Here is a 15,922-nt window from a genome sequence, read left to right on the forward strand (position 1 = left end):
AAGGACCACCAGGCTCACGAAAGCCGCGGACTCGTACAGAGTCCGCGGCTTTCGTGTTTTTGCAGTACCCCACACAAGGAGAAAACCCTGATGTTGACCGCGACTGTCCCGCTCACGGGCGAGGCACTTCCGGACCTCGCGGAGGGGCTCGACATCCCCTGCCGCACCCACAACCCCGACCTCTGGTTCGCTGACGCGCCTGCTGACCTCGAGAAGGCGAAGTCCTTCTGCGGGACCTGCCCGGTCCTCGCGGAGTGCCTCGCCGGCGCGATCGCTCGTCACGAGCCGTGGGGCGTCTGGGGTGGAGAGATCTTCGAGCGCGGAGTCGTCATCGCGCGCAAGCGGCCTCGTGGCCGTCCGCGCAAGGACGCGACCGTTGTCACTGCCAGCAAGACGGAGGCGGCAGCGTGAACACCGTGCAGCTCAACCACAGCGCAATGCCCGCCTACCTGACTGAGGGCCTGACTCCCATGTCTCTGAATGAAGAACTCGTCCGAATACGAATACAAGAAGCCCAGAGGTTCGCAGAGGAGCAACGCCTGGCGAACCGCCTCGCGTCAGCGCAACGTTGGCGCAGGTTGTCGCGATGGGCGGGACGCAGAGCGGCTCGCTTCGACCTCTGACAGTCTCGAGCTGAGGCCGTCATCCACGAGAAGGTGGATGGCGGCCTCGGCCGTTCCTCCGTACCGTTCCCTTTTGTGCCGCACCACACTCACGACGGAATCGACTGGTCAGCTCGCCTCCACGCGATGAGGCGCTACGGCTCGCTGCAGGCGGAGGCGCTGACCTCGGTCGCCCGCAGACTGGTCGAGCCCTTGCCCGACTCGCCAGTCGTGATGGACGTCGGCTGCGGCGCCGGCTCCATGAGCGTGCCGCTCGCCGCGGCCCTGCGAGACCACGGCGGAGGCGTCCTGGTCCTGGTCGACGCCACCCCCGAACTCCTCGACGCGGCCTGCGCCGCGGCCCGCGCGGAAACCGACGGCGCCGTGTCGGTGAAGCCGGTACTGGCCGACCTCGCCGCCGAAGACCCGCTGTCGTTCGCCGGCCCGGTCGAGCTCATCTGGGGCTCGCGGGTGATCCACCACCTCCCTGATCAATTGCGCGGCATGAAACGCCTGGTAGAAGCTCTGGCCCCCGGCGGCTGGCTGGCTCTCGCGGAAGGCGGCCTCGAAACCCGCTTCCTCCCGTGGGACCTCGGCATCGGCTCACCCGGCCTGCAGGACCGCATCGCGGCGGCCCGAGCCTCGTGGTTCGTGTCGATGCGCGAGAACATGACGGGCTCGGTCCGCCTCCCGGTCGGCTGGAACGTCGCCCTCGCCGACGCGGGCCTGGGCGAGATCAGCGCCTTCAGCTTCGTGGTCGACCACCCGGCCCCGGCCAAACAACTCGTCCGCGACTGGGCGGTGGACCGCCTGACCTGGCTGGCCGAGATCACCAGCGCCCACCTGCACCCGGCCGACCGCGACGCGCTCCGCCGCCTGCTCAACCCCTCCGACTCGGAGTACGTCGGCGCCCGCGAGGACGTGTTCCTGCTGGAAACCGACACCGTCCATCTGGGACGGCGCCGGTGACCGCTGGGGCGGAGCCGGTGTGCCACAGATGCGGGCGGCTGCGTTCCTCCGTTTCCGACCTGGACTTCCTGGCCTGGTCGTCGGAGAGGACCGGTGGGTCTCTCCGGTGGTTGTGTCAGACGTGCTCGAAGACCCACGTGCGGGACATCGAGGGCAAGCTGCCGGACGAGTACTGGCGCTGACTCACCCAGGGCCGCGGATCGCGCGGCGAAGCCGGGGTGCGTCTGACCTGCGGTAACGGTCGGGTTGAGGTGGCACGGGCCCGTGGGTGTGAGCCGCAGGGTCAGGTGTGGTCACGGTCGTCGGAGGCGAGAGCCACTTGCCGCAGGATGGCGCCGGACGCGGTCGACCACAGGCAGATCCCCCGCCGCATTGGGGACATCCGCCTGGTTAGCGACTTCCTCGACCGCCGCACACGCATCGGCCTGGTGCCGAAGGATCGCGACCAGCGACCTGGAGAGCCGGTCGCTGGTCGACCACCTAACACGTCCGCGAGACGCGACAACGTGGGCCGAGCTGGAGCGCATGCCTGCTGACCTGCGGTGTCAGGGCGCAGGCGGTGAGCCGATCAGCCCCGAGAAGTCGGCTTGTCGCTGGCCGGGGAACCGCGGTCCGTCGCCCATGACGCGAGTACTCCACGTCGGCCTGCCGTCAGGCCGACGTGGCGGTGGCTCAAGGCTTGCCTGACCAGCGCCGTTTCTCGGCCCCTGCTCACCCGTAACTCCTCCCGCAGGTCGGCGGGCGTGCACAACCGCACTCGCCACGGCGCCGAGGACTTCCACGAGGCGTGACGGCCTGGGCCGAGCTGTAGCGCATGCCTGCTGACCTGCGGTGTCAGGGCACAAGCGATCACCCGATCAGCCCTGCGAAGTCGGCTTGTCGCTGGGCGGGGAACCGCGATCCGTCGCCACGACACGAGCGCGCCACCTCCGCCTGCCTCAGCCCGGGTACAGGTGGCCCAAGGCCTGCCTGACCAGCGCCGTCCCTCGGCGGCTGCTCACCCGTAACTCCTCCCGCAGGTCCGCCGGCGTGCACAACCGCGCACTCACCACGGCGTCGAGGACTTCCGCGATGGCGCGCGGGTTCAGCTCCCGCCGGGCCAGGTCGAGGGCAGCCCGTGCGGCACCCGCGAGCCGCAGGCCGTGGCGTTCCACTACGACCGGCGGACGGGTGGTGCGTTCCAGGAGAATCCACGGATTCGCTCTTCGCACATTGCTTCCCGCGAGGACGTGAATGTGCCGGGGAAGAGGAAGAACTGCTCCCTGGCGGACCAGCGCATCGGCTCCCGTGATCACCGAAGAAGGCCCGGCGAAGGAAAGAACCGCGCGCAGCCGGTCGAGACGAGTGGCGGGCGAAGGCGTGGTCAGAACTACGCCTGGCAGCAGCCGCTGCCAGGAGCCGGCGGGTGTGCAGAGGCGCAGGACCTCCCGCGAGGAGATCCCGGATTTGCGCAGCTCAGCGGTGGTCGCGATGGGTGCCATGGGTTCATGGTTGCGCAACCGGTGGTGGTCGAAGTGGGGTGGTGGCAAAGCTGTGGACAACTTCGCCGGGATTCACTCGGACGAGTTAGTCGGCGAATCCCGGCTGCCACCGGGCGACGATTTCGTGCGCGGTGACGTGGGCGTCGAGCTGGCAGAGAATGCCCGTCGCGCCCATTGTCACGCGGTGGATCAGCAGATACTGGGGCGGCAGGTTCAAAGAACGGCCCGTCTGCGAATCCGGGCTGCGCAGATCGCCCACGCGTTCGGCCTGAGACTGCAGCCAGCGGCGGGTGAAGTGGAAAGACTCGGTGCGCAGCGGCTCCACGAACGGCGCCAGGTAGCCGAGGACGTCCTCGCCGTGCAGCTCCATGCCCTCGCGGATGAAGTTCTCGGTGCGCAGCAGTTCGACGAGGTCGGCGGAGCGGCCGTCGAGGGCCAGCCTGGTCATCAGGCCGAGCGTCTTGGGCAGGCCGTCGGGCAGCCGGGCCACGGCGCCGAAGTCGATCACGCGCAGGCGGCCGTCGTCGCCCAGCATGAAGTTGCCGGGGTGCGGGTCGGCGTGCAGCAGGCCGGAGCGCGACGGGGCCGAGAAGTGGAACTCGGCGAGGAGCTGGCCCGCCAGGTCGCGGTCATCGGGCGAGCCCTCGCGGATGATGTGCGACAGGCCCACGCCGGAGGTCCACTCGGTCACCATGACCTTGGGCGCCGAGGCGACGACGCGGGGGACCAGCACGTGCGGGTCGTTCTCGAAGGCCTTCGCGAACGTGCGCTGGTTCGCGGCCTCGTCGCGGTAGTCGAGCTCCTCCAGGTACCTGTCGCGCAGCTCCTCGAGCAGCGGGCGCACGTCGGTGCCGGGCATGATCGCCTGCAGCAGGCGGCTGAACCGCAGCAGCTGCTTCAGGTCGGCGCGCAGGGCCTCGTCGGCGCCGGGGTACTGCACCTTCACCGCCACGTCGCGGCCGTCGTGCCACACGGCGCGGTGCACCTGGCCGATGGACGCCGAGGCCGCCGGAACGTCGTCGAACTCCTGGAAGCGCTTCGTCCAGGACGCGCCCAGCTGTTCGGCGAGCACGCGGTGCGTGGTGCGAGCGGGCATCGGCGGGGCCGCGGTCTGCAGCTTCGTCAGCGCCTCGCGGTACGGGGCCGCGAGCTCGTCGGGGACCGCCGCCTCGAACACGCTCAGCGCCTGCCCGAACTTCATCGCGCCGCCCTTGAGCTGGCCGAGCACGGCGAAGACCTGTTCGGCCGTCTTGGCCGTCACCTCGGCGTTGACCTCGTCGGCCGCGCGTCCGGTCAGTCGCTTCCCCCAGCCGCCGACAACCCGGCCGGCCACCCCGAGCGGGAGGCTCGCCAGCTTGGCGGTGCGCTGCACGGCCTTGCGCGGAATCTCGGTCACTCGGCCATGTTATGTGCGGAGCACTGACAGTCCGGGTGCGGATACCAGCTTCGCCTCTCAGCAACACCGGACAGCAGGTCGAGTTCGAGAGTGGCGTTCACCACGGGCGGAGGGACCTGGTCGCGGCCGCGGACGTAGCTCAGCGACTCCAGGACCTGCGCCACCGCCAGCGCCGCGGTTCCCGACGCGAACAGCACGTCGGTCGAGGCGGGCCGTCCGACGAGCTGGGCCGCGATGACGGGCCACGCCGGGTCCTGGTCGGTGCGGTGCAGGTCCGCGCAGTTCAGGCACGAAGAACGACCAGGCAGGACCAGCGGCCCCACGATCCCCACGCCCTCACGCACGCGCACGGCCAGATGCGGCGTCCGGAACGCCATCAGCGTGCCCACGAGGTTCGGATCGGGGACGAGCGTCGCCGCCAGCACGGTCAGATCGGCGTTGTGGGCGAGCTGGACGCTCGATTCCGCCAGAAGCGAGGTGATGGAGAGTGCGAGGTGCCCGGAACCGTGGACGGCGGCCGTCCCACCCCTCGCCAGGGGACCGTCGTCGAGCAGACCCGCCTCTTCGAGCGAAGCGAGAACTTCACCCAGCTGGGTGGGGTCTCCACCTCGGCTTTTCAGCCTCTCACCCAGTTCGCCGACCGTGTACCGGCCGTCGAGGGCGATCAGTTCGTCGACCAGTGCCTCGGGCAGCGAGTCGATCACGACCGCGTGTTTCGGGTCGATGCCGACCTGCACGACGCCGGGGGCTCTGCGCACCACGGCCAGTCCGGCACGCACGCGAGGTCTTGTGTCCACGACGGCAAGACTGGCAGGGGGCGTGGCCCCCTGCCAGCGCAAACGTCAGACCTTGGCCTTGCCGAGGATCCGCGTCATCTTCGTACCGCACACAGGGCAGGTGCCCTTCGCCATGCGCCGCCCATTGGTCTCCTCGACGTTGCCGTCGAAGTCGCGCTTCTCGCGACACTTGACGCAGTAGCCGTTGTAGGTGTCGGCCACAGCCCCTCCCTTGCAGTTGTGAGTGCGGACACACTCGGGGACCTTGGCGCGACGGTACCTCCGCAAGCGTGCGAAATCGCGCATGTCGATCCCGCGCGTGTCCAGCCGCCGTTCGGTGGAACTTCACCCGCCGGGTGCGCGCCTGCCGCCGGTTGGGGGCGGAAATTTGTCGGTGGCGGCGTTTACGGTGACTGCATGGCCGAACCGCGGGTGGAAGTGCGGCGGAGCCCCCGGCGCCGCCGCATGGTCAGCGCGTACCGGGAGGGCGACACCGTCGTCGTCCTTCTGCCGGCACGGATGACCAAGGGGGAAGAGAAGCACTGGGTGGCGGAGATGTTGAGCCGCCTCCAGCGCAGTGAGACGCGCAGGAAGTCCCCTGCGCGCACATCGGACGAGGCGCTCATGGCGCGGTGCGCGGAGCTTTCGGCGCGCTACCTGGACTCGTTGGCGGAGCCGGCGAGCGTGCGCTGGGTGCCGCCCATGCGCACGCGCTGGGCGTCGTGCACGCCGACGGAGGGCACGATCCGCGTGTCCGAACGGCTGCGCGACGTGCCGCCGTGGGTGCTTGACTACGTGCTGGTGCACGAGCTCGCGCACCTGCTCGTCCCAGGGCACGGCAAGGACTTCTGGGAGTGGGTCCACCGCTACCCGAAGACCGAGCGGGCCATGGGCTATCTGGAGGGTCTCTCGGCCGCCGCAGGCTTAGGGATCACCGAGGATTGAGGCCTTGACGACGTGAAGCGCCCGGCGAGGGTGTGCTCGCCGGGCGCTTCACGTGTTCGGGTGCTGGTCAGGCCTCTTCCGGCTTGTCGGGCTTGCCGCCGTCCTCGGCCTTGCCCTCGCGCATGGTGCGCTCCAGCTCGGCGATCGGGTCCTCCAGCGCGTTGCGGGTGTTCGTCAGGCGCTCGGCGAACTCCAGCGGGTCGTCGAGGTCCTCGGCGGTCGGGACGAGCTCGGCGTGCTCCCACACGCTGTCGCGCACCTCGACGCCGTGCTGGTCGCCGATCAGCTTCCACAGGGCCGAGGCGGCCCGCAGCTTGCGCGGGCGCAGCTCCAGGCCCACGAGCGTCGCGAACGTCTGCTCGGCCGGGCCACCGGAGGCGCGGCGGCGGCGCAGCGTCTCGCGCAGGGCCGCGGCACCGGGCAGGCGGTCGGAGACGGCGGCGTCGACCACGACGTCCACCCAGCCCTCGACCAGGGCGAGGAGCGTTTCGAGGCGGTTCAGCGCCGCCTTCTGCTCCGGGGTGGTCTGCGGCTCGAGCAGGCCCGAGCTCATGGCCTCCTCGATGGAGGCGGGGTTCGACGGGTCGATCTGGCCGGCGAGCTGCTCCAGTGCGGAGGTGTCGACCTTGATGCCCTTGGCGAACTCCTCGACGGTGTCGAGCAGGCGCTGCCGCAGCCACGGCACGTGCGTGAAGAGGCGCTGGTGAGCGGCCTCGCGGGCGGCCAAGAACACCATGACCTCGGACGCGGGACGCTCCAGGCCCTCGGTGAACTTCTCGATGTTCGCCGGCAGCAGGGCCGCGGTGCCCTCGGGGCCGAGCGGCAGGCCGACGTCGGTCGAGGTCAGCACCTCGGAACCGAGCTGGGCCAGCGCGTTGCCCAGCTGGGAGCCGAACGCCATGCCACCCATCTGGCCGAGCATCGCCAGCAGCGGACCGGCCGCCTGCTTGGCCTCGGCGGGCATCGCCTCGACCCACGCACCGGACATGCGCTGCGCGACCGGGTCGCACAGGCGCTGCCAGGTCGGGATCGTGCGCTCGATCCAGTCGCGCGCGGTCCACGCCTGCGTGGTGCGGGTGCCGGCGGGCAGCGACGTGACCGGGTCCAGCCACATCTCGGCCAGGTGCACGGCGTCGGTGACCGCGCTCGACTGGTCGGCGGCGAACCCGATCGTGGTCGTCGTCGAGGACAGCTGCTGGAACGCGATCTGCTTGGCGAGGTCGTAGTTCACCGGCCCGCTCGACGAACCCGCGTTGCTCAACATCGAGCCCAGTTGGCTCAGCATGTTGCCCAGCTGGCTGAAGTCGAACGGGTTGTCTCCCGGCTTCCCGCTCTTGTCGTCGGGGTCGTGCGGGCTGAACCCGAACGGCACGTCACTCATGCCTCTACCGTACGCGGACAGACATGGTCGTACGCTGTTCAGCCGTGAGTGAAACCGTCACGACCGCACCCCCACCCGCGCCCCCGCCGAGGGAACGCGGACTGACCCGCCGGACGTGGACGCTGATCGTCAGCTTCCTAGTGGTGGCGGCGCTCGGACTGCTCGGCGGTTTCGCCAGAGTCCCGTACGTCGCGCTGGGCCCCGGCCCGACCTACGACGTGCTCGGCCAGGTCAAGGACGCCGACGTGGTGTCGGTCGAGGGCCAGGACACCTTCCCCACCAAGGGGACCCTGCGCATGACGACGGTCTCGCTCACCGACGACGTGTCGCTGTTCGGCGCGCTGGGCCTGTGGTTGTCCGGCCGCTACGCCCTGGCGCCGCGCGAGGAGTTCTTCAAGCCCGGTGAGTCGGAGCAGCAGGTCCAGGAGAACAACGAGCGCGCGTTCAGCGAGTCGCAGACCGCCGCCGAGGTCGCGGCCCTGAACTACCTCAAGTATCCGGGCATGGTGATCGCGAACCAGGTCACCAAGGGCAGCCCGGCGGACAACGTCATCCCGCTCGGCGCCCGCATCATCTCGGTCAACGGCAAGCAGGTGCAGAGCGCCGCCGACGTGAGCGGCGCGCTGGAGAACACCAAGCCCGGCGACCGCATCGAGGTGGCGTTCGAGAAGGACGGCACCTCCCAGTCGACCCAGCTCACGCTCGGCACCCGCGACGACGGCCGCCCGGCGGGCTTCATCGGCATCTCGCCGGTCGACCGCGCCGATGTGCCGTTCAAGATCAAGATCAGTCTCTCCGACGTGGGCGGCCCCTCGGCCGGCCTGATCTTCGCGCTGGCGATCGTCGACAAGCTGACGCCGGGCGAGCTCAACGGCGGCAAGGCCATCGCGGGCACCGGCGAGATCACCGGCGACGGCACCGTGAAGCCCATCGGCGGCATCGCGTTCAAGATGGTCGCCGCGAAGGAAGCGGGCGCGACGGCGTTCCTCGTGCCCGCCGACAACTGCACGGACGCGAAGCAGCAGGCACCGCCCGACCTCAAGCTGATCAAGGTCGAGAAACTGACGGACGCCGTGTCGTCGCTGGAGGCGCTCAACGCCGGCAAGGACACGCCGAGCTGCTGACCCGGCCCGTGGACGGGTGACGCTCACCTGGATCGGCTGACCCGGCCGCGGCCCGCTGTGGCCGCGGCCGGTGCATGTCCGGGGGTGGACGCGTTTGGGTGATGTCTTGAACGGCGTGCCGGAGTGGTCGCCGCGTGTGGACCGGGTGCTTCAGGCCGGTGACCGGTGCGCGCCTCACTGGTCGGCGAGGCTTCGGTCCCGGTGGTCGTCGGGCCTGGCTTGGGGCCGGAGGTCGACGCGGTGTCTGTCCGACGCCTCGAACGGCGTGCCGCGGAGTGGTCGCCGCCTGTGGGCCGGGTGCTTCACGCCGGTGACCGGTGTGCGCCTCGCTGGTCGGCGAGGCTTTGGTCCCCAGATGGTCGTCGACCAGCCGCAGTCGTCGACCCGTGCCGCAGTCGTAGGCCCGCCGCGGTTGTCGACCCGCCGCGGTTGTCGACCCGCCGCGGACGTCGGCGCGCGCTTTCGCAGGGGTACCCCTGACCTGGGAACCCCTACATCTCAACGTACTCAGAGGGTCCGACAAGATCGGCAACCGCGCGTCGGTCCCGCCGGGGGCGGCCGGGTCGGTGGTGCTTCCGGCGGTCGTCGCTGTCCGCTTGCCGCGAACATCAGGCCACGACATCAACCCCGGCGCGATCGGGCGCCGGGGTTGTGCCAGCCTGGAGAGGTGACGACTAGGGCCGCAGCGTGGCGAGCAGGGCGTCGGTGAGGTTGGGCGCCAGTTCGGGGTGCTCGACGAACTCCTCTGGCACCTCGACCGTCCCGCGCAGCCTCAGCACGCAGGAGACCGAGCCGTCGCGCAGCACCGCCGCCACCAGGCGCGCCTCGCGGCGGGCGGGGTGTTCGGCGGCGAAGCGGCGGGCCGCCTCGTCGTCCAGGTCGCCGTGGCTCAGCTCGGTCTCGGCCTCGGGCGGCAGGACGACGATCTCCTGGGCCAGGGCGCACCCGGTGACGGCCGGGGGCCACTCGATGCCCGCGAGCGCGTCGCCCAGGTCGCCCTTCAGCTCGTCCTGGGCGATCGGGGTCAGCGGGCTCGACTCTGGGTCGAGCTGGTCCCGCAGCTCCGGTTGCTGCTTGAGCAGCTCTGAGGTGGCCACGAGGGCGAAGAGTTGCGGTGGCTGCTCCCAGCCGCCTGCCGCTACGAACTCCTCAACCTCGCGGGCGACCGTCGGGAGGATGACCGCTGGCGTTTCACTCGCTGACACGCGTGTCATCGTAAGACTGCGGACTTCACGGGAACCCAGGGCGTCGTCCGTAGAGTTGGACTAAACGTACGTATCGATTTACCGCGATCCAGGAGCGTGCCTCGTGGCCACACGGCCTCCGGTCGGACTGCCGAAACTGTCCCGGCGCAGCCGAATACTGCTCATCGTGGGTGTAGTGCTCCTGTTCGGTCTCATCACGGGATCGCGGCTGCTCGACACCTACGTGAACTGGCTGTGGTTCGGCGAGGTGAAATTCCGCGACGTCTACAGCACAGTCCTGCTCACGCGCCTGGCGCTGTTCGTGGCCGTCGGGGCCGTGGTCGGCGGCATCGTCGCGCTGAACCTCTTCCTCGCGTACCGGGCCCGGCCGGTGTTCGTGCCGGTGTCCGGGCCCGACGACCCGGTGGCGCGCTACCGCACCGTCGTGATGGGGCGGGTGCGGTTCTTCGCGATCGGCATCCCCGTCTTCGTCGGTCTGATCGCGGGCGCGTCGGCGCAGGCGGACTGGCAGCAGATCCAGCTGTTCCTGAACTCCCAGCCGTTCGGCGTGACCGACCCGCAGTTCGGGCACGACATCGGCTTCTACGCGTTCCAACTGCCGTTCTACGAGTGGCTGCTGTCGTGGCTGTTCATCACGACCGCCGTCTCGTTCATCGGCGCGGTCATCGCGCACTACCTCTTCGGCGGCATCCGGCTGGCCGGTCGCGGCGGCCAGCTCTCGGGCCCCGCGCGGCTGCACCTGGCGCTCGTCGCCGGCACGTTCGTGCTGCTCAAGGCCGTCGCGTACTTCTTCGACCGGTACTCGCTGCTGCTGCACGAGAACGAGAAGTTCGTCGGCGCCAGCTACACCGACCTCAACGCGGTGCTGCCGGCCAAGCTGATCCTGCTGTGCATCGCGGTGTTCTGCGCCGTCGCGTTCTTCGCGGGCGCGTTCATGCGCAACGTGCAGCTCCCCGCCATCGCGACCGTCCTGCTGGTGCTGTCGAGCGTGCTCGTCGGTGCGGCGTGGCCCGCGGTGCTCGAGCAGTTCTCGGTCAAGCCGAACGCCATCCAGAAGGAAGCCGAGTCGATCACCCGCAACATCGCGGCGACACGGCAGTCGTTCGGGCTGACGGACGACAAGGTCGAGACGAAGCCCTACGAGGGCAAGCAGAACGTCACGAACGACCAGGTCAAGACCAACGACGCGGCGACGCTGGGCAACATCCGCCTGCTCGACCCGGCGGTGCTCTCGCGCACGTTCACCCAGTTCCAGCAGCTGCGGCCGTTCTACGGCTTCCCGAACAAGCTCGACGTCGACCGGTACACAGTGGACGGAAAGCTCCGCGACTACATCGTCGCGGTGCGCGAGCTCAAGCTCGACAGCCTGCCGCAGGGCCAGCGCGACTGGATCAACCAGCACCTCATCTACACGCACGGCAACGGCTTCGTCTACGCCGAGGCGAACAAGGTGAACGCGGTCGCCGACGAGTCCAACGGCGGCTACCCGGACTTCAAGACCGGTGAGGTCAAGTCCAACGGCGACGTCGGCAACGTCCCGAACGGCATCAAGGTCGACCAGCCCCGCACCTACTTCGGCGAGCTGTTCGGCGTGAACGACTACTCGATCGTCGGCGGCCGCCCGGCCGGCTCGGCGGCCGAGTACGACACGGACGCCAAGTCCTACACCTACACCGGTGCCGGCGGCGTCCCGATCGGCAGCCTGTTCAACAAGCTCGCCTTCGCGGCGTACTACGGCGAGCGCAACATCCTCTTCAACCAGTCGATCGCGGACGACTCGAAGATCCTGTTCAAGCGCACGCCGCGCGACCGCGTGCAGGCCGTCGCCCCGTGGCTCACGGTGGACAGCGACCCGTACCCGGCCGTCGTCAACGGCCGCATCACGTGGATCGTCGACGGATACACCACGCTCGAGAACTACCCGTACGCGCAGCGCACGCAGCTCGGCGACGCGACGAACGACTCGCTCACCGCGGACGGCGTCGTGATCTCGCAGGTCAACAAGCCCGTCAACTACATCCGCAACTCGGTCAAGGCCACTGTGGACGCCTACGACGGCACGGTGAACCTGTACCAGATCGACGACAAGGACCCGGTCCTCAAGGCCTGGATGGGCGTCTTCCCGAACACGGTGAAGCCCGGCAGCGAGATCTCGAACGAGCTGCGCCAGCACTTCCGCTACCCCGAGGACCTGTTCAAGGTGCAGCGGCAGATCCTGTCGAAGTACCACGTCTCGTCGCCGTCGGACTTCTACTCCGGTGTCGCCTACTGGGCACCGCCGCAGGACCCGACGATCGACAACGTGACGACGGCCGACGCCCAGCGCGACGCGGCGAGCAAGCGCCGGGACGCCCAGCCGCCGTTCTACGTCCTCGCCGGTGACCCGAGCGACCCGAGCAAGGTCCGCTTCCAGCTGACCAGCCCGCTCGTCCGCGAGAACCGCGAGTTCATGGCGGCCCACGTCTCGGTCGGATCCGATCCGGACAACTACGGGAAGATCAGCGTCCTGCAACTGAGCCAGGACGCGAAGGGCCCGCAGCAGATCCAGACGCAGTTCCTCACCTCGGACAACGTCAGCCGCGAGCTCAACCTGCTGACCCAGCAGAAGACGACCGTCGTCTACGGCAACCTGCTCACACTGCCCGTGGGCGGAGCGCTGCTCTACGTCGAACCCGTCTACATCGAGCGCGCGTCGAACAACACGTCGTACCCGCAGCTGTCCAAGGTGCTCGTCTGGTACGGCGACCGGGTCGGCTACGCGTCCACGCTGAACGAGGCGCTGGACCAGGTGCTCAGCGGTGCCGGCGCGGTCGTGCCGCCGCCCAGCGACAACAACGGCAACGGCCAGACCTCCACGCCGCCGTCGACCACACCGCCCACCAACAGCGCGCTGAGCCCTGAGCTGCAGAAGGCCGTCAGCGACATCGACGCCGCGCTGGCCGACATCAAGAGGGCCCAGCAGAGCAGCAACTTCACCGAGCTCGGCCAGGCCTACGCCAAGCTGGACGACGCCACGAAGAGGTTCAAGCAGTACAACACCGGGGCGCCGGCAGCACCGCCGACCGGCCAGTCGTCGGTTGTGCCGAGCCCCACACCGTCCGGCTGACCTACCGATTTGCTTTCCGCTGCTCCCCCCGCGTAAGGTTCTAATTACCGACGCGGGGTGGAGCAGCTCGGTAGCTCGCTGGGCTCATAACCCAGAGGTCGCAGGTTCAAATCCTGTCCCCGCTACAAAGTTGAGGAAGCCCTGTTCGCGAAACGCGAACAGGGCTTTTTCGCATTTGCGTCGGCGGTGGAGCTTTGGACTCGGCCTGGCTTGTCTTCTGCGTCGGCTGGCCGAACATCTCGCGCTTCGGTCGCTTCGCCTTCGGCCGGCGAGAGCAATCCTGTTCGTGGACGGCTTGCTCCCGTCGGTGGCCCGGCCCGTTCGGGCGGATTGGCGAGTTGGTCGGGCTGGATGGGTCTGCGGGGCGTTGACCTGCGGGAATGACGCTCAAGGGGGGTGGGTGAAAATGGGTTTTCGGAGGGTGTAGAGTTCTCCTTACAACAGCAAGACAGCAACACGGTGAGACAAGCTAGAAGCGGCGCGGGGTGGAGCAGCTCGGTAGCTCGCTGGGCTCATAACCCAGAGGTCGCAGGTTCAAATCCTGTCCCCGCTACTAGTAACAGACAGAAGGCCGGAGCCACTTAGCTCCGGCCTTCTGCGTTTTCCGGTTCCAGTGAGGTGGCCGGGCCTTTCAGGTCATGTTCTCCGCCCAGTACTGGGCGCACAGCATGCTGGAGCAGATGCGGCCCTCGCCGTTGACCGTGCGGTGCTTGCGGATCTGTTTGCCGCACACCATGCACTCGTCCTTGCCGGCCTGCTCCGGGATGCCTCCCGTCACCCATGCCCTCGTGTGCGCCGCCACCTTCTTGTGGTCCAGCCACTTCAAGCTCAGGTTCTTCATGGTCCCCGACCTCCGTGTTCAACCGCGCCTGTCTGGCAATGATCATTTTCCTCGAATGCCGGGCTCAGGAAAGAGGTCCGCGCGGACATCACCAGGTCGTGCGACAGTTGGCCCCGACCGTCCATTCGGGTGGCTCCGGCCGGTGAGAGTCGTACCGCCGATCGAGTGAGGGCGAAGGACTTTCGTTTCTGCGAAAGGACTTTTCCATCCGGGATGGACACAGACGGTCAAGAGGCCAAACGCGTGAGACTCGGAAACTGCCGCTTACTCAGCGAGACTTTTCGTTGCTCCGCATGGCCCATCAGACTAGCCCGGTGATCAGCCACTGTGGACAGAACGGCTGACCATTGTGGACAGCTTCCCCCAGACGTGGGAACGTTGTCGTTGTGTCAGACCTGAATGCGACCGCAGCCGCCCTGCTCGGGCTGCTGCACGACGGACCCAAGACCGGTGGCCAGTTGGTTGCGGAGGCAGGAGACCGCTTCGGCGCGTTCTTCAGCGTCACCCGCAGCCAGGTGTACCGCGAGCTGCCCGCGCTGGCCGACCAGGGCCTGCTGCGCCTCGGCAAGCAGGGACCGCGGTCCAGCCAGCAGTACGTGCTGACTGCCGCGGGCAAGAAGGCCTTCAAGAACTGGCTGCTGTCCGAGCCCGGCCCGGACCACCTCCGCAGCCCGCTCATCCTGCGCCTGGTGCACGCCGGTTCGCTGACCGCGAAGCAGCGCGAGTCCCTGATCACGACCGCGCGTTCGACGTACGGTCAGGAACAGGAGAGCGCGAAGAGCGCGGCCAAGACGGCGGAGGACCCCTACGCCAAGGCGGTGGCCGAGTTCGGTCTCGCCCACGCGAAGGCCGTCCTCAAGCTGCTCGACGCGATTCCGACCGCGTAGAAGAGAGCGCCAGCACGCACCGGTCGCGACTCGCGACCGGTGCTGGCGTAATCTTTTTGCGTGAACCCGGACGTCGAAGCAGACATCAAGGAACTCTCCGCGACGCTCTCGAGCATCGAGGCGGTGCTGGACCTCGATGCGTTGCGCGCCGCTGTCGCGGACCTGGAGGCGCAGGCGACCCGCCCCGACCTCTGGGACGACCAGGAGAAGGCGCAGAAGGTCACCAGCCAGCTCTCCCACAAGCAGGGTGAGCTGCGCCGGGTCACCGGCCTGCGCTCGCGCCTCGACGACCTGCCGCTGCTCTACGAGCTCGCGGAAGAGGCCGAGGACGCCGAGGCGGCGGCCGACGCCGACAACGAGCGCGCCAAGCTGCGCGAGGAGATCGCGAGCCTCGAGGTGCGCACTCTCCTGTCCGGCGAGTACGACGAGCGCAACGCCCTCATCACCATCCGCGCCGAGGCCGGTGGCGTCGACGCCGCGGACTTCGCCGAGATGCTGCTGCGCATGTACTCGCGCTGGGCCGAGCGCCACAACTACGGCGTCGACGTGTTCGACACGTCCTACGCCGAAGAGGCCGGCATCAAGTCCGCCACCTTCCGCGTCAGCGCCCCCTACGCCTACGGCACGCTGAGCGTCGAGCAGGGCACGCACCGTCTCGTGCGCATCTCGCCGTTCGACAACCAGGGCCGCCGCCAGACGTCGTTCGCCGGTGTCGAGGTCGTGCCCGTCGTCGAGCAGACCGACCACGTCGAGATCGACGAGAAGGACCTGCGCGTCGACGTGTACCGCTCGTCCGGTCCCGGCGGCCAGGGCGTCAACACGACGGACTCGGCGGTGCGCCTCACGCACATCCCGACCGGCATCGTGGTGTCCTGCCAGAACGAGCGCTCGCAGCTGCAGAACAAGGCCACGGCCATGAACGTCCTGCAGGCGAAGCTGCTCGAGCGCCGCCGTCAGGAGGAGCAGGCCAAGATGGACGCGCTGAAGGACTCCGGCTCCAGCTGGGGCAACCAGATGCGCTCCTACGTGCTGCACCCGTACCAGATGGTCAAGGACCTGCGCACCGAGCACGAGGTCGGCAACCCGTCCGCGGTGCTCGACGGGGAGATCGACGACTTCCTCGAGGCCGGCATCCGGTGGCGCAAGCAGTCCCAGCAGGGCTAGAGCTGATCTGAGCCGAAGAGCACGTCCGGTCCCGCAAAGGGCCCG

Annotated in this window: 14 protein-coding genes and 2 tRNA genes; 9 read left to right on the plus strand and 7 right to left on the minus strand. The window is 68.7% G+C overall.

The window, feature by feature from the left end; genetic code table 11:
- Positions 1-90: 90 nt before the first annotated feature.
- Positions 91-411: a WhiB family transcriptional regulator gene (locus ORI60_RS20915; protein WP_030481533.1), complete on the plus strand. Its 321-nt coding sequence runs from the start codon at positions 91-93 to the stop codon at positions 409-411.
- 338 nt (positions 412-749) lie between these two features.
- Positions 750-1,571 (plus strand): class I SAM-dependent methyltransferase, encoded by an 822-nt coding sequence (locus ORI60_RS20920; protein WP_266039413.1) that lies wholly within the window; start codon positions 750-752, stop codon positions 1,569-1,571.
- Between the two features lie 938 nt (positions 1,572-2,509).
- On the opposite strand, the gene ORI60_RS20925 is transcribed toward ORI60_RS20920, so the two are convergent.
- From ORI60_RS20925 to ORI60_RS20940, 4 genes are all read right to left on the minus strand, one after another.
- On the minus strand, positions 2,510-3,052 hold the full coding sequence (locus ORI60_RS20925; protein ID WP_266039415.1) for a hypothetical protein: 543 nt from the start codon (positions 3,050-3,052) through the stop codon (positions 2,510-2,512).
- Between the two features lie 85 nt (positions 3,053-3,137).
- Positions 3,138-4,448 (minus strand): ABC1 kinase family protein, encoded by a 1,311-nt coding sequence (locus ORI60_RS20930; protein ID WP_266039416.1) that lies wholly within the window; start codon positions 4,446-4,448, stop codon positions 3,138-3,140.
- Positions 4,445-5,245: a TOMM precursor leader peptide-binding protein gene (locus ORI60_RS20935; RefSeq protein ID WP_266039417.1), complete on the minus strand. Its 801-nt coding sequence runs from the start codon at positions 5,243-5,245 to the stop codon at positions 4,445-4,447. The genes ORI60_RS20930 and ORI60_RS20935 overlap by 4 nt, the downstream gene beginning before the upstream one ends.
- 45 nt (positions 5,246-5,290) lie before the next feature.
- The gene (locus tag ORI60_RS20940; protein ID WP_169746029.1) at positions 5,291-5,446 is read right to left on the minus strand and encodes a DUF5679 domain-containing protein; all 156 of its coding nucleotides are present in this window, start codon (positions 5,444-5,446) and stop codon (positions 5,291-5,293) included.
- Positions 5,447-5,641: 195 nt separating this feature from the next.
- On the opposite strand from ORI60_RS20940, the gene ORI60_RS20945 reads away from it, so the two are divergent.
- A complete protein-coding gene (locus tag ORI60_RS20945; RefSeq protein ID WP_266039418.1) occupies positions 5,642-6,169 on the plus strand; it encodes a M48 family metallopeptidase in 528 nt (175 codons plus the stop codon).
- 67 nt (positions 6,170-6,236) lie between these two features.
- Here the strand turns inward: ORI60_RS20945 and ORI60_RS20950 are convergent, their stop codons facing one another.
- A complete protein-coding gene (locus tag ORI60_RS20950; protein ID WP_266039419.1) occupies positions 6,237-7,550 on the minus strand; it encodes a zinc-dependent metalloprotease in 1,314 nt (437 codons plus the stop codon).
- A 44-nt stretch (positions 7,551-7,594) separates the two neighbouring features.
- Between ORI60_RS20950 and ORI60_RS20955 the strand changes: the two genes are divergently transcribed.
- Positions 7,595-8,674: a PDZ domain-containing protein gene (locus ORI60_RS20955; protein WP_266039421.1), complete on the plus strand. Its 1,080-nt coding sequence runs from the start codon at positions 7,595-7,597 to the stop codon at positions 8,672-8,674.
- A 674-nt stretch (positions 8,675-9,348) separates the two neighbouring features.
- Here ORI60_RS20955 and ORI60_RS20960 read toward each other — a convergent pair.
- Positions 9,349-9,888, minus strand: a complete 540-nt coding sequence (locus ORI60_RS20960; RefSeq protein ID WP_266039422.1) for a PPA1309 family protein — start codon at positions 9,886-9,888, stop codon at positions 9,349-9,351.
- Between the two features lie 94 nt (positions 9,889-9,982).
- Here ORI60_RS20960 and ORI60_RS20965 point away from each other — a divergent pair, with 94 nt between their 5' ends.
- From ORI60_RS20965 to ORI60_RS20975, 3 genes are all read left to right on the plus strand, one after another.
- The gene (locus tag ORI60_RS20965; RefSeq protein ID WP_266039424.1) at positions 9,983-12,985 is read left to right on the plus strand and encodes a UPF0182 family protein; all 3,003 of its coding nucleotides are present in this window, start codon (positions 9,983-9,985) and stop codon (positions 12,983-12,985) included.
- A gap of 51 nt (positions 12,986-13,036) precedes the next feature.
- Positions 13,037-13,110, plus strand: a tRNA-Met gene (locus ORI60_RS20970).
- Positions 13,111-13,464: 354 nt separating this feature from the next.
- Positions 13,465-13,538, plus strand: a tRNA-Met gene (locus ORI60_RS20975).
- Between the two features lie 78 nt (positions 13,539-13,616).
- Here the strand turns inward: ORI60_RS20975 and ORI60_RS20980 are convergent.
- Positions 13,617-13,826 carry a hypothetical protein gene (locus tag ORI60_RS20980; protein ID WP_266039425.1) on the minus strand — a complete coding sequence of 70 codons (210 nt, stop codon included), beginning with the start codon at positions 13,824-13,826 and terminating at the stop codon, positions 13,617-13,619.
- 386 nt (positions 13,827-14,212) lie between these two features.
- On the opposite strand from ORI60_RS20980, the gene ORI60_RS20985 reads away from it, so the two are divergent.
- Positions 14,213-14,713, plus strand: coding sequence for a PadR family transcriptional regulator (locus ORI60_RS20985; protein ID WP_030470382.1), 501 nt, complete (start codon positions 14,213-14,215; stop codon positions 14,711-14,713).
- A 60-nt stretch (positions 14,714-14,773) separates the two neighbouring features.
- On the plus strand, positions 14,774-15,877 hold the full coding sequence (prfB, locus tag ORI60_RS20990) for a peptide chain release factor 2 (protein WP_266039430.1): 1,104 nt from the start codon (positions 14,774-14,776) through the stop codon (positions 15,875-15,877).
- Positions 15,878-15,922 lie beyond the last annotated feature (45 nt).

The sequence above is a fragment of the Lentzea sp. NEAU-D7 genome (genome assembly GCF_026242055.1).
Lineage (GTDB): Bacteria > Actinomycetota > Actinomycetes > Mycobacteriales > Pseudonocardiaceae > Lentzea.